The sequence below is a fragment of the Altererythrobacter sp. Root672 genome (assembly GCF_001427865.1).
In the GTDB taxonomy this organism is placed as follows: Bacteria; Pseudomonadota; Alphaproteobacteria; order Sphingomonadales; family Sphingomonadaceae; genus Croceibacterium_A.
Genome location: NZ_LMHH01000001.1, coordinates 287,734 through 301,347, shown reverse-complemented (window position 1 = coordinate 301,347; position 13,614 = coordinate 287,734). Strand labels below are relative to the sequence as shown.

The 13,614-nt window shown below is 64.3% G+C and carries 13 protein-coding genes; 5 read left to right on the top strand and 8 right to left on the bottom strand.

Annotated features, from left to right (window positions below; all coding sequences use genetic code 11):
* Positions 1–77: 77 nt before the first annotated feature.
* From ASD76_RS01380 to ASD76_RS01355, 6 genes are all read right to left on the bottom strand, one after another.
* Entirely contained in the window at positions 78–845 is a 768-nt protein-coding gene (locus ASD76_RS01380; RefSeq protein ID WP_055917405.1) for a proteasome-type protease, read from the bottom strand.
* A 68-nt stretch (positions 846–913) separates the two neighbouring features.
* The gene (locus tag ASD76_RS01375; RefSeq protein ID WP_055917402.1) at positions 914–1,729 is read right to left on the bottom strand and encodes a transglutaminase family protein; all 816 of its coding nucleotides are present in this window, start codon (positions 1,727–1,729) and stop codon (positions 914–916) included.
* Between the two features lie 17 nt (positions 1,730–1,746).
* The gene (locus ASD76_RS01370) at positions 1,747–2,691 is read right to left on the bottom strand and encodes an alpha-E domain-containing protein (protein ID WP_055917399.1); all 945 of its coding nucleotides are present in this window, start codon (positions 2,689–2,691) and stop codon (positions 1,747–1,749) included.
* A 31-nt stretch (positions 2,692–2,722) separates the two neighbouring features.
* The gene (locus ASD76_RS01365; protein ID WP_055917396.1) at positions 2,723–4,153 is read right to left on the bottom strand and encodes a circularly permuted type 2 ATP-grasp protein; all 1,431 of its coding nucleotides are present in this window, start codon (positions 4,151–4,153) and stop codon (positions 2,723–2,725) included.
* Between the two features lie 71 nt (positions 4,154–4,224).
* Positions 4,225–5,007, bottom strand: coding sequence for an esterase/lipase family protein (locus ASD76_RS01360; RefSeq protein ID WP_055917393.1), 783 nt, complete (start codon positions 5,005–5,007; stop codon positions 4,225–4,227).
* Between the two features lie 154 nt (positions 5,008–5,161).
* Entirely contained in the window at positions 5,162–5,701 is a 540-nt protein-coding gene (locus ASD76_RS01355) for a DUF3617 domain-containing protein (protein ID WP_055917390.1), read from the bottom strand.
* Positions 5,702–5,811: 110 nt separating this feature from the next.
* On the opposite strand from ASD76_RS01355, the gene uvrB reads away from it, so the two are divergent.
* The 4 genes from uvrB to ASD76_RS01335 all read left to right on the top strand — a co-directional run bounded on the left by uvrB (position 5,812) and on the right by ASD76_RS01335 (position 9,421).
* Positions 5,812–7,998 (top strand): excinuclease ABC subunit UvrB, encoded by a 2,187-nt coding sequence (gene uvrB / locus ASD76_RS01350; protein WP_055917387.1) that lies wholly within the window; start codon positions 5,812–5,814, stop codon positions 7,996–7,998.
* A 71-nt stretch (positions 7,999–8,069) separates the two neighbouring features.
* Positions 8,070–8,426: a type II toxin-antitoxin system RelE/ParE family toxin gene (locus ASD76_RS01345; protein WP_055917384.1), complete on the top strand. Its 357-nt coding sequence runs from the start codon at positions 8,070–8,072 to the stop codon at positions 8,424–8,426.
* Positions 8,410–8,700, top strand: a complete 291-nt coding sequence (locus ASD76_RS01340) for an addiction module antidote protein (RefSeq protein WP_055917381.1) — start codon at positions 8,410–8,412, stop codon at positions 8,698–8,700. Before ASD76_RS01345 ends, ASD76_RS01340 begins: the two co-directional genes overlap by 17 nt.
* A gap of 103 nt (positions 8,701–8,803) precedes the next feature.
* A complete protein-coding gene (locus ASD76_RS01335) occupies positions 8,804–9,421 on the top strand; it encodes a hypothetical protein (protein WP_055917378.1) in 618 nt (205 codons plus the stop codon).
* Here the strand turns inward: ASD76_RS01335 and ASD76_RS01330 are convergent.
* Entirely contained in the window at positions 9,396–11,438 is a 2,043-nt protein-coding gene (locus ASD76_RS01330; protein ID WP_055917375.1) for a protein-disulfide reductase DsbD family protein, read from the bottom strand. The two genes, ASD76_RS01335 and ASD76_RS01330, sit on opposite strands and share 26 nt — an antisense overlap.
* 28 nt (positions 11,439–11,466) lie before the next feature.
* On the opposite strand from ASD76_RS01330, the gene ASD76_RS01325 reads away from it, so the two are divergent.
* Entirely contained in the window at positions 11,467–12,681 is a 1,215-nt protein-coding gene (locus ASD76_RS01325; RefSeq protein WP_055917372.1) for an FAD-dependent monooxygenase, read from the top strand.
* 21 nt (positions 12,682–12,702) lie between these two features.
* Here ASD76_RS01325 and ASD76_RS01320 read toward each other — a convergent pair whose 3' ends face one another.
* Entirely contained in the window at positions 12,703–13,584 is an 882-nt protein-coding gene (locus tag ASD76_RS01320; protein WP_055917369.1) for a hypothetical protein, read from the bottom strand.
* Positions 13,585–13,614 lie beyond the last annotated feature (30 nt).

The following is a 13,614-nucleotide window of genomic DNA, read 5'->3' as shown; positions in this document are numbered from 1 at the left end:
TCCCCTAGGTAAATATACCTCCATTCTGGATGCAGTTCCCCGAGTTATCCCCAATATTATCAACAACATACGTAAAACTACTTAGTTTGCGCACTTTTCGGCGCGTTCTGGTAGAACGTGTAGTCCGGAAGCACGTGGAAAGCGCTCCGTAGCGCTTCACTCCAACCCGACGATATCGAGTCAAAATACGGATCACCGTACTCGATCCGCCGCTCGTGCAACGGCTCGAACTCGTCACGCTTCACCACCAGCAAGTCGAACGGAAGACCGACCGAAAGATTGGCCTTGAGCGTGGAATCGAAGCTGAGGAACAGCAGCTTCACCGCGTCTTCGAAGCTCATGTCCTTGTCATAGCCGCGGACCAGGATCGGCCGGCCGTACTTGGTCTCCCCGATCTGGAAGAACGGCGTATCGAAGCTCGCTTCGATGAAGTTGCCTTCCGGGTAGATCATGAACAGACGCGGCTCCATGCCCTTGATCTGGCCGGCGACGATGATCGATGCCGTGAAGCGCCCCATCCCCTGCATGCCATTATCGTCCTGGATCTCTCGCACCGTCTCGCGCAGCAGTTTGCCGATTTCAGCCGCGACCTGGAACATGGTCGGCAGTTCAAGCAGCGAGTTCTGCCGATCGTCGGGTGCCTTCGACCGCTCCTCGAGCTTGCTGATCACCGCCTGCGTCGTGGCCAGATTGCCCGCCGTCATGATTGCGATCAGCCGCTCGCCCGGTTTCGACCAGTGGAACATCTTGCGAAAGACCGAGATGTTATCGACCCCCGAATTGGTCCGGGTATCACTCATCAGGACGAGACCGTCGTCGAGCTTCATGCCTACGCAATACGTCATGTCCTGCCCCTGTTCGTTGCCCTGTGATGCAGGCGGTGTCGCGCAGCCGGCTGGGGCCGCAAGCCCCCTTACTGCTGTACGGTCTGTTGTTCCACACTGAGTGCGACAAACAGATCTTCGGTCACGCCGCCGTAACTGATCCCGGCAATCGGCGCGGCGTCCGAATAGTCGCGTCCGGTGGCAAGCCGGACATAACGCGGATCGGGACTGATCCCGTTCGAAACGTCAAAGCCAACCCAGCCGAGACCATCGAGCCAGGCCTCCGCCCAGGCGTGGGTCGCCTCCTGCTCTACGCGGTCGTCCATCATCAAATAGCCGCTGACATAGCGCGCCGGCACCTCGAGGCAGCGAGCCGCCGCGATGAATATCTGCGCGTGATCCTGGCATACGCCATGGCCGGCCGCCACCGCGTCTTCGGCCGTGGTATCCACCATGGTGTGGCCGGTATCGTACACCACGCGCTCGCGGATCGCGGCGGAGAGGTTGTGCAACGTGGCCACGATCCCCTCCTCGCTGCGCCCGACGGAGGCGAGGAGATGCTTGATCCGGGGTCCAGGTCGAGTGAGATCGGTATGGCCGAGGAAGGCCCACAAGGGCAGGTGGCCGGCGTGCTGGCCCAGGACCCCGGCCCGGTCTTCGGTAACTACCGTACCACGGCACGAGATGACGACTTCCTTGGCCCCCTCGATCACAGAGACCAGGGTCACATGATTGAAGTTCTGATCGTCGTAGCTGAGCTCTTCGCGCGCGCCTTCGTATTCCATGGTCCAGTCGAGAACCGTCTGGCCCTGCGTCCCCTTGGGGATCAACCGCAGCCGCTGAAGACCGTAGGAGGCCGGCTCTGCGAAGCGGTACCGGGTGGTGTGGCGGATGGCGAGGCGCATGGCTGTCAGTCCCGACCTCAGGCGGTGAAGCGATATTGCTCGGCGATCGCGGTGGCGACCGAGCGGTTGCGGAGGATGAACTGCAGCAGGAACTCATGCAGCCCCTGGTCGAATATCTCCTCGATGGTCTTGCCCGTCAGTTGCTGGTCGACCTGCCGCATCAGCGCGTCGGCCGGCCCTTCGTGGCCATGCAGCCGGGCCAGCGCGCCGAGGTTCTCGCGCATCGTGGCATAGGAAAACGCCAAGCTGCGCGGGAAGCGATCGTCCAGGACCACGAATTGGGCGATCGAACGGGCGTCCATGCGTCCTGCGTTGAGCCAGCGATAAGCGCGCTCCCCGGACAGGGAGCGAAGGACGTTGTCCCACTGCGCCGTATCGAGGACCGTGCCGACGTAGGAGAGCGACGGCAGCAGCAGATAGTACTTCACGTCGAGGATACGGGCGGTGTTGTCGGCGCGTTCGAGGAAGGTACCGGCGCGGGCGAAGTAGTACGTCTCGTTACGCATCATCGAGCCGTGCGTAGCGCCTCTCGCCAACGTGGACTCCCGGCGGACTGCCGCCAAGGCGTGCCCGAGCCCGGCTTCGCGCACCGGGCGCGCGAGCATGTCGCGCAGCGTCATCCAGCCTTCGTTGACCGCTTCCCACACCTCCAGCGTGATGGCTGAGCGGCAAGTCCGGGCGTTGACCCGCGCGCGTTCGAACATCGACAGGACGTTTTCGGGATTGGCCTTTGACCGCAGCACGAAATCGCTGACGTGGGCGCCCGAAAAGTCGCTGTAGGCCGCTTCGTAGCTCTGCAGCAGTCCGAGCGTGTGAAGGACCGAACGCCACTCCTCGGTCTCTGCATCGGGCCCGCGAGTGAGCGCCATCCGATGACCCGCTGCGAGCAGGCGAGCGGTGTTCTCCGCCCGCTCCAGATAGCGGTACATCCAGAAGATGCCATTGGCGACGCGCCCTAGCACGGTGAGTCCTCGTGAGTGGGTCGCCGGGCCATCAGTCGTCCAATACCCAGCTGTCTTTGGTCCCGCCGCCCTGGCTCGAATTGACCACTAGCGAGCCCTTCTTCAGCGCCACTCGCGTCAAGCCGCCAGGTGTTATCTCTATGCCATCGGGCGAGACGAGCACGAACGGCCGCAAGTCGACATGGCGCGGGGCGAGACCGCGCTGGGTCAGGATCGGGCAAGTCGAGAGCGCCAGCGTAGGCTGGGCGATGTAGTTGGCCGGATTGGCCTCCAGCTTGTGGCGGAATTCAACCAACTCGCGCTTGCTCGCCGCCGGGCCGATCAGCATGCCATAGCCACCCGAACCGTGGACTTCCTTGACCACCAGTTCGGCCAGGTGGTCGAGGACATACTTGAGACTGTCGGCATCGGCGCAACGCCAAGTCTGGACGTTAGGCAGCACCGGCTTCTCGCCGGTGTAGAATTCGACGATCTCGGGCATGAACGAATAGATCGCCTTGTCGTCGCCGATCCCTGTTCCGGGCGCGTTGGCGATCGTCACCCGGCCGGCGCGATAGACGTCCATGATCCCGGGAACGCCCAGCACGCTCGTCGGGTTGAAAGTCAGCGGGTCGAGGAAGTCGTCGTCGACCCTGCGGTAAAGCACGTCGATCGGCTGGTAACCCTGGGTCGTGCGCATCTGCACCCGGCCATCGAACACCCTGAGGTCGGACCCTTCGACGAGCTCGGCCCCCATCTGGTCGGCGAGGAAGGCATGCTCGAAGTAGGCCGAGTTGTAGATGCCGGGAGTGAGGACGGCGATGGTGGGATTGTCGGACGAACCCGCCGGGGCGCAGGAGGCGAGGCTCTTGCCCAGCCGCCTCGGATAGTTCGAGACCGGCTGCACCTTTACCCGTGCAAACAGCTCGGGGAACATGGCCATCATGGTTTCCCGGTTTTCGAGCATGTAGCTGACGCCCGAGGGCGTGCGGGCATTGTCCTCTAGCACCAGGAAGTCATCCGGTCCGGTGCGGACCAGGTCGATACCAACGATATGCGTGTAGACGCCGCCCGGCGGGGTGAAGCCGACCATCTGCGGCAGCCAGGCACTGTTGTGGCGGAACAAGCGCTCTGGCAGGCGGCCCGAGCGGATGATTTCCTGCCGGTGATAGAGGTCGTGCATGAACGCGTTCAGCGCCCGCACTCTCTGCTCGATCCCGCGTGACAACCGGCGCCACTCGGTGCCGGTGATGATGCGGGGCACGATGTCGAACGGGATCAACCGCTCTTCGGCGTCATCCTCGCCATAGACGTTGAAGGTAATGCCGGTGCGGCGAAAGAAGCTCTCGGCCTCGAAGCCCTTGCGGCGCATCCATGCCGGGTCCTGCTCTGACAACCATTGCTGGTAATCACGGTAGGCGTGGCGCACCGCCCCGTCGGGCGCCTGCATTTCGTCGAACTGATCTGAACTCGTCGCGTTCATGCTTGCCTTGTTTTGCAGTGCAACATGACACGCTTCGGCGTCCTCGCCAAGAGTAGTTTTCGGCTATGAAATCAGAGCCGTTCGAGCTCCTGCGCGACCGCCTCGATCGCCTCGGCCGAGTTGGCGAAACCCAGGTGCGTACAGCGCAGGGCTATCGCCCGGTCGCGCTCGCCCGCACGACCGCAGGAACTGCGCGGCGAGACGATCCCGTCACGCGGGCTCCAGATAGCCACGGTCTCTACCGGCGGCTTTGCCGCCCTGTCCTCTACGACTGGCGGCTGTTCGACCGAATGGCCGGTGACGAGGTGATAGATGCGCCAGGCATTGTTCGCGTAGGGCGTGCCTGAGAACGGCGAGCCCATGGTGATGACCTTGGCGACCAGTTCCGGATTGCGCTTGGCGATCTCGCGCGCGAACACACCGCCCAGGCTCCAGCCGACGAGCACGACTTCTTGCCCATAGCGCTGGTGAATCTGCTTCAGCCGCTTTTCGAGCAGCGCGAAGTTCGCTTCCGTGGGACCAAAGTTGAAGCCCAGGCCCCAGCGTTTGACCTTATGCCCGGCACGTTCGAGTTGTTCCGCCATGTAGCGCATGCGGAATGGGTGAGTGCCGAAACCCGGAAGCAGCATCACCACGCGCGGGTGCGCGCTGCGCGGCAATTCGAATGGTTCGCGGAATTGACGGCGGATCGGCTCCAGCGGAGTGAGCATTTCACCGAGGAGGAACTGCAAGGCCGGCCCATGGGCATCCGCCGGAGCCTGTTCCCGCGCGAGCGCGACGCGGCGCGCCACGGCCTCGCGAATGACCGCTGCTTCAGGAATCGGTCGGCGAAGATTTGCTGCGTTGGTTGCCATGGGTGCCGCTGTAATCAAACTGACTGATTGCAGCATGAACGTCACAGTCAGGCAAGGTTCCCGCAGCGACCGTCTCGAACCCGTAATGTAGAAACTCCCGCGTCCCCGCAAAGGCGGGGCGCGGGAGTCAATCAGCCGTCGGCTGTTGTTAGAATTAAGCGCACTCTCCGATGCGGTTCGAGTTCACCCGCATCTTCATGTTCACCGTTCCAACGTTGGGCAGCTCCTGATTCATGTCCATCGTCATGGTGGAGCTTTCGGCGGTCATCTCGCCTTGCATCTTGACGCTGTTGGTGCCGCCGCCTTGGCCAGCGCACTGCATCTCGGCGACGACATCGTTGCCCGAGACGTTGAACTTCTTCACCTCGCAATCGCTCTCGGCGAGGTTCTTGACCATCTGCTCGGGCCCGTTCTTTGCCGCGTCTTCCTCGGTCATGCAGAACGTGTTGCCTTCAGCCAAGCCGCCAGCGAAGACCTGCTGCATCTGTTGCTTGGCCGAATCCGGCATGCCCGGAGCGTCGAATTCCAGCAGCTCGACCGTCGTCTTGTACTGGCCCGGACGTGGCGTGACCAAATCCCCGGCCTCATCAGCCACCTGTTCGGGTGACAGGCCCTCGCCCGTGGTATCCTCGTTGCCGCCGCACGCAGCCAGCAGGATGGCCGCGGCAAGCGGCAGTGTGTGGATTGCACGCATCAAGAACTCCCCATGTCACCGGAACGTCCGGCCCTCGTGCGGCACGCTAACAGCCTCGGCCCGCGCTGCCAACGATTGCGATGGAGCCTCCGGTGTTCCATATTCGTACCATGGCCGAGCTCGTAATCCGTCGCGGGCTGGAGGAGCCGGATACGTCCGCCGCCTTCATCCCGCACAAGCCGCAGCGTCCCGAGAAAGCTCTCGGCGGGCGCAAGTTCAAACTGGTCTCCGACTACGAGCCCGCAGGCGACCAGCCGACCGCGATCCGCGAGTTGGTGGACTCCGCGCAGGATGGCGAGGCGACCCAGGTCCTGCTTGGCGTCACCGGCAGCGGCAAGACTTTCACCATGGCCAAGGTCATCGAGGAGCTGCAGCGCCCCGCGCTCGTCCTCGCCCCCAACAAGATCCTCGCCGCCCAGCTCTATGGGGAGTTCAAGAGCTTCTTCCCGGAGAACGCGGTCGAGTACTTCGTCAGCTACTACGACTACTACCAGCCCGAAGCCTACGTCGCCCGGTCGGACACCTACATCGAGAAGGAAAGCTCGGTGAACGAGGCCATCGACCGGATGCGCCACTCGGCCACCCGCGCGCTGCTGGAGCGGGACGACGTCATCATCGTTGCCTCGGTCTCCTGCCTCTACGGCATCGGCAGCCTCGAGACCTACTCGGCGATGACCTTCGACCTCAAGAAGGGCCAGTCGGTCGACCAGCGCGAGATCATAAGAAAACTCGTCGCTCTGCAATACAAACGCAACGATACTGCCTTTGCCCGCGGCAACTTCCGCGTGCGCGGCGACAGCCTGGAGATCTACCCCAGTCACTACGAGGACATGGCCTGGAGAATCTCGTTCTTCGGCGACGACATCGAGGAGATCAGCGAATTCGACCCGCTGACGGGACAAAAGGGCGCCAGCCTCGACGCAATCGCGGTGTTCGCCAACTCGCACCACGTGACCCCTGGCCCGACGATGAAGCAGGCGATGGAAGCAATCCGCTTCGAGCTTGCCGAGCGTTTGAAGGAACTCCAGGCCGAAGGCCGGCTGCTCGAAGCCCAGAGGCTGGAGCAGCGGACCATGTTCGACCTTGAGATGATTGCGGCCACCGGCAGTTGCGCCGGCATCGAGAACTACAGTCGCTTTCTAACCGGACGCTTGCCGGGCGAACCGCCGCCGACCTTGTTCGAGTACCTGCCGGAGAACGCCCTGCTGTTCGTCGACGAGAGCCACCAGACGATCCCGCAGATCGGCGCGATGGCGCGCGGCGACCACCGCCGCAAGCTTACCCTCGCCGAGTACGGCTTCCGCCTGCCGAGTTGCATCGACAACCGCCCGCTGCGCTTCAACGAATGGGACGCTATGCGCCCGCAGACTTTCGCGGTCTCCGCCACCCCGGGCGGATGGGAGATGGAGCAGACCGGCGGTGTGTTCGCCGAACAGATCATCCGTCCGACCGGTCTGATCGATCCGCCGGTCGAGATTCGCCCGGTCGAGGACCAGGTGCAGGACTGCATCAACGAGTGCCGCCTGACCGCGCAGAAGGGCTACCGCACACTGGTCACCACGCTGACAAAGCGCATGGCAGAGGACCTGACCGAGTTCATGCACGAGGCTGGGCTGCGCGTCCGCTACATGCACTCCGACGTCGAGACGCTGGAGCGCATCGAGCTGATCCGCGACTTGCGCCTCGGGGTCTACGACGTGCTCGTGGGCATCAACCTGCTGCGCGAGGGGCTCGACATTCCCGAGTGCGGGCTCGTCTGCATCCTCGATGCCGACAAGGAAGGGTTCCTGCGCTCCGAGACCAGCCTGATCCAGACCATCGGCCGTGCCGCGCGCAACGTCGACAGCAACGTCATCCTCTACGCCGACCGGATCACCGGCAGCATGGAACGGGCGATGGCGGAGACGGACCGCCGGCGCGAAAAGCAGCACGAGTTCAATGTCGAACACGGCATCACTCCGACGACGATCAAGCGCGGCATCGCCGACATCGTCGCCCACACCGCCAGCCGCGACGGAGTGCTGATCGATACCGGCGACGAAGAACGCAACAACCTCGTCGGCCACAACTTGCGCGCCTACATCGAGGACCTCGAGAAGCGCATGCGCGCCGCCGCGGCAGACCTCGAGTTCGAGGAAGCCGGCCGGCTGCGCGACGAGATCAGGCGGCTCGAGAACGAGGAACTCGGGTTGCCGGACGACCAGAAGAAAGCGCCGATGGTCGGACGCAGCAACGAGGGCAAGCCGGGCACGCGGAAGATGCGGTACGGCAAGACGCAGCGGAAGTGGGGGCGGTAGCGCGGCTATCACTTAGCGCACCCTCGCGCGTATCTTCCCTTTAGTTTCAATGATATGGCATAGACAAAGCCATGCCCGACGGCCTTGACCGCCCACCTTTTGTCTCATATATAGGACAGCGCTTCTCGCTTGAGCAAACCGACGAGTTTGGAGGCTGGCTAGAGGGACTTCGGGATACCGTGGGAAAATCCCGGATCATAAAGCGGCTGGTTCGGCTTTCGAACGGACAGTTTGGCGATGTGAGATCATTGGGCGACGGGGTTCACGAACTGCGCATGGTCTTCGGTCCGGGCTATCGGGTTTACTTCATGCTCAAGGGCGATGTCGTGATCCTGCTTCTGGCAGGCGGAGATAAAGACAGTCAACCGCGCGATATTGAGCGGGCAAAGCAACTTTCCAGGAGCGCGATAGATGGGATTGAAGACTAAGCCGTTCGATCCTGCCGAGTACCTTCGCAGCGAAGAAGAGATCGTCGAATACCTCAACGCGTGGCTCGAAGATGGTTCGCCGCAGGAAATCGCCAGCGCGCTCGGCGACATCGCCCGCTCGCAGGGGATGAGCGAAATCGCACGTAAGACCGGGCTCGGACGGCAGGCGCTCTACAATGCGCTGTCAGGGAATGGGAACCCGACCCTGGAAACGCTCACCGCAGTGCTTGGTGCGATGGGACTGCAGTTGGCTGTGCAGAAGCGCGCGGCCTGAGCGGCGAGGAGGCGCATTGCTTCACGCCGCAAGCAGAAACCGCTCTGCGGATAGTCCGGCTGCTAATTCTTGAATCCCGAAGGCCCGCCCGCCATCAGGCGCCATGGCTCGCTTTCAGACTGCTTCGATCTTCGTTCTTTGTGTGATTCTCTCGGCCTGCGGCGGAGAGGCGGATACGCCCGAAAAGGCGCAGCGAATCTCGCTCGACACCGTGAGCCAAGGGCCGAGCGAGCCGCTGCCCTCGCCGAATCTGAAGGACGCGAGCTGGTCGGTGAGCGAAAATGGCCAGGCCATAAACTTCGGCGGCACCGGCGCGCCGATGTTGAGCCTGGTGTGCAACTTGAAGGCGACTCCGGCGCGGCTCACCGTCATCCGGCATGTCGGCACCCGGCCCGGACAGAAGGCGCTGTTCCCGGTCATCGGCAACGGCACCATTTCCCGGTTCAAGGTCGACGCCACCCTGCACCAGGGCGAATGGCGCTGGGAAGCGCCGCTTGAGGCGAGCGATCCTCTGCTCGACGTGTTCACCGGCACCCACGAACTGGAAGCCACCATGCCCGGCGGCGGCACTCTGAAGATGGAGGGCAGCCGCATCCCGAGCGAGTTCGTCAACTGGTGCCGCGCGGGCGGTCGCTTGCAGCGGGTCGAAGCGGTGGAGAAGGCGGTGGACGCCCTCAAGACCCCACCTGCGGGTGCTAAACCTTCCCCGCCAGCTCGATAAGGCTATCCGGCGTCAGGACCTGCGGCAGAATTTCGCCGTCCTTGCCCGGCGCGTACCACACGTAGAGCGGCACGCCCGCAACGCCGTGCTCGGTGAGGAAGCGCGTGATTGCCGGATCTCGCCGCGTCCAGTCACCCCGCATCGCTACCACGCCTGCTTTGGCGAAGGCGTCGCGAGTCCCCTCGCGCTCGATAGCGACGCCTTCGTTGACCTTGCAAGTCAGGCACCAGTCGGCGGTGAACCAGAGGAACACCGGCTTGCCCGAGGCCCGCGCTTCGGCGAGCTTGGCCTCGCTGAAGGGCACGGCCGCAAGGAGGCTCTCCTCAGCTGATGTCGTGGGGCGATAGGCGTGAGGCAGGACTAGCGCCGTAACCGCCGCCAGGACCGCTACCGCCGGCGCTGCGAACAGCCAGGGTCGACTCTCTCTGCGCTGGACCATTACCAGTATGCCCAGGAACGCCAGCGCTACCACTACCGCGAAGACCGCGAACAGCGGCCCGCCAAGCCGCCACGTCAGCCAAAGCAAGGCCAGCGCGACGAGCCCCATCGGAACCGCGAGGATCCGGCGGAACGTGTCCATCCATTTGCCCGGCTTGGGCAGCAACCGCCTCAGCGCCGGCACAAATCCGAGCAAGAGAAACGGCAGTGCCAACCCGAACCCAAGCGCGCCAAACAAGAACAGTCCTTGCCACCACGGCAGCAGTAGCGCGGCGCCCATCGCGGCGGCCATGAACGGACCGGTGCACGGCGTGGCGACGAAAGCTGCAAGCAGGCCAGTCGCGAACGCGCTCGACCGGCCACCGGTACGCGTGAAGGAGACCGAAGGCAGCTCATAGACCCCGGCAAAGTTCGCTGTGATCGCCACTGCCAGCGCAAGAAGCGCCACGACCACGCCCGGCTCCTGCAACTGGAACGCCCAGCCCACTTCACTACCACCCGCCCGCAGCGCCAGCAGAAGCCCGCCAAGCGCCAGGCAGGCGAGCATCACGCCGGCCGTGTAAGCCACGCCCTCGCGCCGCGCGCTGGCCTGGCTCTCACCGGCTCGCGCCAGCGTCATCGCCTTGAGGCTGAGGATCGGGAACACGCAGGGCATCAGGTTGAGGATCAGCCCGCCGAGAAACGCTCCGCCAACCAGGACCCAGAGCGGGGCAAGTCCAGCCCCGCCCGAACCGGCGATCAGCGTCCCGCCGGTCGGTACCTCGCCCGGCACGGCCTCGAAAGTGATCCCGTTGCCTTGGTCATCGAGCTTGAGGATTCCGGAAAGGCCTTGCGCGTCTTGCGCCAATCCCTTGCGGGGAATTTCGGCGACGAGGACATCGCCATCGCGCCGGAAGACTTGCGCTGCCGCGTAGTCGACCAGTTGTTCGTTGGCCAAAAACACATGGGGATCGGACAGCGCGAGCGAAGCCGGAATCGGCACCGCGATCCGCAACGTATCAGCCGTCAGCTCGAAGCTGGCTTTTTGGTCGAGCAACGGCGGCAAGGCGGCGCGCCATTGGTCGAACCTCGGATCGCCCGGCCCTTGCCCGGATGCGAGCCGCAAGGTCAGCGTGGCCCGTTCGGGCACGCAGATCTGCTCGGTGCAGGCGAGCCAGTTGGCCTCGACCTGGATCGGTGTGATGTTCGCCACCGCAGCGTTCGCGGGCACCGCCAGCGGCACGAGCACCGCGTACTCGCCCTCGTAAACATGGTTCATCAACCCGGCGACAAGCAGCTTGTGCGGCACGGGGTAAAGCGGTTCGCCCGCCTTCCAGCCTTCCGGCAGCTGCCATTCCAGCTGCATGCCGAGGCCGGCGTCTCCTGGGTTCTTCCAGTATCCGTGCCAGCCGGGCTCGGGCCGGAATAGCAACGCGAGGTCCAGCTCTTCACCCGGCACCACAGGCCCCGCGGCAACGAGCTCCGCAGCGATGTGGTTGCCTTTGGCTGGAACGGCCAGCTGCGCCGCTGCTGGCAGCGCGAACGCCGCCACGATCAGCAGAATCAGGGCTTTCAGGAAGGGTATGAAGCTTGCGCGCATTGTCGTGTCCGCTCTAGGGGACTGAGCCATGGCGGACAAGCAGGACCTCTTGATCCTTGGCGGCGGTTTGGTGGGCATGACGCTCGCCCTGGCGGCAGCGAGGAAAGGTATTTCGAGCCACGTGGTCGACCGGGCCGATCCGGCGGAACTGACCGCCGAAGGCTTCGACGGACGCGCTTCGGCCATCTCCACCGCGAGCTGGAACCTGTTCAGCAACATCGGTCTCGACGCCGCTCTCCAACCTTTCGGCTGCCCGATCGATTCGATCGCGGTCACCGACGGGATGAAGCCTGGCCGGATCGACTTCCAGCCGGAAGCCCACGAAGGCTCGCTCGGCCTGATGTTCACCAACCGCTCGCTGCGGTTGGCGCTGTTTGAGGCGGCAAAGGCCGAGTCGCTGATCAGCTGGCACGCCCGCGCCGAAGTGGTCGATCGCGAACGCGGCGAGTTCGGCGTCTCCGCCACTCTCGCCAGTGGCGAACGGCTGGAGGCCAGCCTGATGGTCGCCGCTGAGGGACGCAATTCCCCGACGCGCGAGGCTGCGGGCATTTCCGTCGCCAAGTGGGACTACCGCCACCGCGCGATCATCGTCGGCCTGACGCATGAAAAGCCGCACGGGAACGTTGCGTGGGAGATCTTCTACCCCGCCGGTCCCTTCGCGCTCCTGCCTTTGCTCGACGCACCCGACGGCAAGCACCGCAGCGCGCTGGTCTGGACCGTGAACGAGAAGGACGCCGCCGGAGTGCTGGCCCTGTCCGACCGCGCGTTCCTCCACGAAGTCGACAAGCGGATGCACGGCGTGTTCGGAGCCATCGCTCTTGACGGTCGGCGCTCTTCCTACCCGCTCGGCTTCCACCATACCGCGAAGATCACGGAGCACCGCCTGGCCCTCGTCGGCGATGCGGCGCACGGCATCCACCCCATCGCCGGGCAGGGCCTCAACCTCGGCCTGCGCGACGTCGGCGCGCTGGTGGAAGTTCTGGTGGAAGGCTTGCGCCTCGGCCTCGACCCTGCGGATGCGCAATTGCTCAGCCGCTACGAGCGCTGGCGCGGGCTCGACAGCTTCATGGTTGCCTTTGCCACGGACGGCCTCACCCGCCTGTTCGGCGTCCCAGGCCGGCTGCCCAGCGCCATTCGCCGCTTCGGCATGGGCGTGGTCCAGCGCACTCCGGCGCTGAAACATTGGTTCATGGATGAAGCGCGCGGGATGTCCGGCACGCTTCCGGAGCTGATGCGCGGCTAGGGCTGATCGCGCCCTAATACCTCAACGCACTACGACAGGGCTCGGTTGGTCGACCGGCTTGCCGGTCCCGTCACGAAGTTCACGCGGTTCGAGGATGGCCGCCGCTTCAAGCGCCTCAAGCGCCTGTTGGGTTGCGGCAAAGCGCTGGGCATCGGCAATCCAGCCTGACGCCTCGCCAGCGCTCGGCAGGTTGCGGACCTCGGAGATCGCCGCTTCGGTACGCCCGCTTTGCAGGAATAGCCTGGCCCGCTCCAACCGCTGCACAGGCGCCGGAGACGGCGAATCCTCTCGCCGAACGACGAACAGTTCGGACAGCTCTCGCGAAAGCCAGCTGAACGCGCCCTCGGACTGCGGAGCCTGGGTCAGTTGCGGTGCCAGTCCGTCCAGCCGCGCGAGCAACTGGTCGAGCGTTATCGGATTGCGCGAGGCGGCGATGATGGTCTGCACGGCCTGGGGCTGAGCCTCGCCAAAGCGCACCTGGAGCTGGTCGGACAGATAGCCGAGCGGCGTCCCGCGCTCGATCGCCCTGCGAGTGGCGAAGGCGATAAGCAGCCCTTCGGCGCGGGCAGCATTGCCGGCTGCCTCTTGCGACTGCAGGTCGATTTCGGTCAGCCGCTGCTCCATGGCCGCGACGCGCTGGTCCATCCGGCCATCCGCCGCGTAGTCGCTGGAGATCGCCTGCGACGCTGCCTGGTCGCGGGTGGGCGCGCCTTGTATGGCAGCGACCGGCTGCTCTTTCCTGAACACGAACAAGTCAGACGTCGACAGCCCCGGCGAACCGCCGAAGTACCAGGTGGCAAAGCCACCCAACAGGAAGGCGCCGAGAGCGGCGCCTATAAAGACACGGGCATTGCCAGATTTGCGATCGGCAGAACGCCCGTGAGTGAGGAGTTCCTCGTCCATAACATCCTTCGCGCCCCAAGACCGCGCCTG

Excerpts from the sequence above, each read along its gene's own strand:
- ASD76_RS01380 (WP_055917405.1), bottom strand. The coding sequence starts at position 845 with ATGACGTATTGCGTAGGCATGAAGCTCGACGACGGTCTCGTCCTGATG.
- ASD76_RS01375 (WP_055917402.1), bottom strand. The coding sequence starts at position 1,729 with ATGCGCCTCGCCATCCGCCACACCACCCGGTACCGCTTCGCAGAGCCG.
- ASD76_RS01365 (WP_055917396.1), bottom strand. The coding sequence starts at position 4,153 with ATGAACGCGACGAGTTCAGATCAGTTCGACGAAATGCAGGCGCCCGAC.
- ASD76_RS01360 (WP_055917393.1), bottom strand. The coding sequence starts at position 5,007 with ATGGCAACCAACGCAGCAAATCTTCGCCGACCGATTCCTGAAGCAGCG.
- ASD76_RS01355 (WP_055917390.1), bottom strand. The coding sequence starts at position 5,701 with ATGCGTGCAATCCACACACTGCCGCTTGCCGCGGCCATCCTGCTGGCT.
- uvrB (WP_055917387.1), top strand. The coding sequence starts at position 5,812 with ATGGCCGAGCTCGTAATCCGTCGCGGGCTGGAGGAGCCGGATACGTCC.
- ASD76_RS01345 (WP_055917384.1), top strand. The coding sequence starts at position 8,070 with ATGCCCGACGGCCTTGACCGCCCACCTTTTGTCTCATATATAGGACAG.
- ASD76_RS01340 (WP_055917381.1), top strand. The coding sequence starts at position 8,410 with ATGGGATTGAAGACTAAGCCGTTCGATCCTGCCGAGTACCTTCGCAGC.
- ASD76_RS01335 (WP_055917378.1), top strand. The coding sequence starts at position 8,804 with ATGGCTCGCTTTCAGACTGCTTCGATCTTCGTTCTTTGTGTGATTCTC.
- ASD76_RS01330 (WP_055917375.1), bottom strand. The coding sequence starts at position 11,438 with ATGCGCGCAAGCTTCATACCCTTCCTGAAAGCCCTGATTCTGCTGATC.
- ASD76_RS01325 (WP_055917372.1), top strand. The coding sequence starts at position 11,467 with ATGGCGGACAAGCAGGACCTCTTGATCCTTGGCGGCGGTTTGGTGGGC.
- ASD76_RS01320 (WP_055917369.1), bottom strand. The coding sequence starts at position 13,584 with ATGGACGAGGAACTCCTCACTCACGGGCGTTCTGCCGATCGCAAATCT.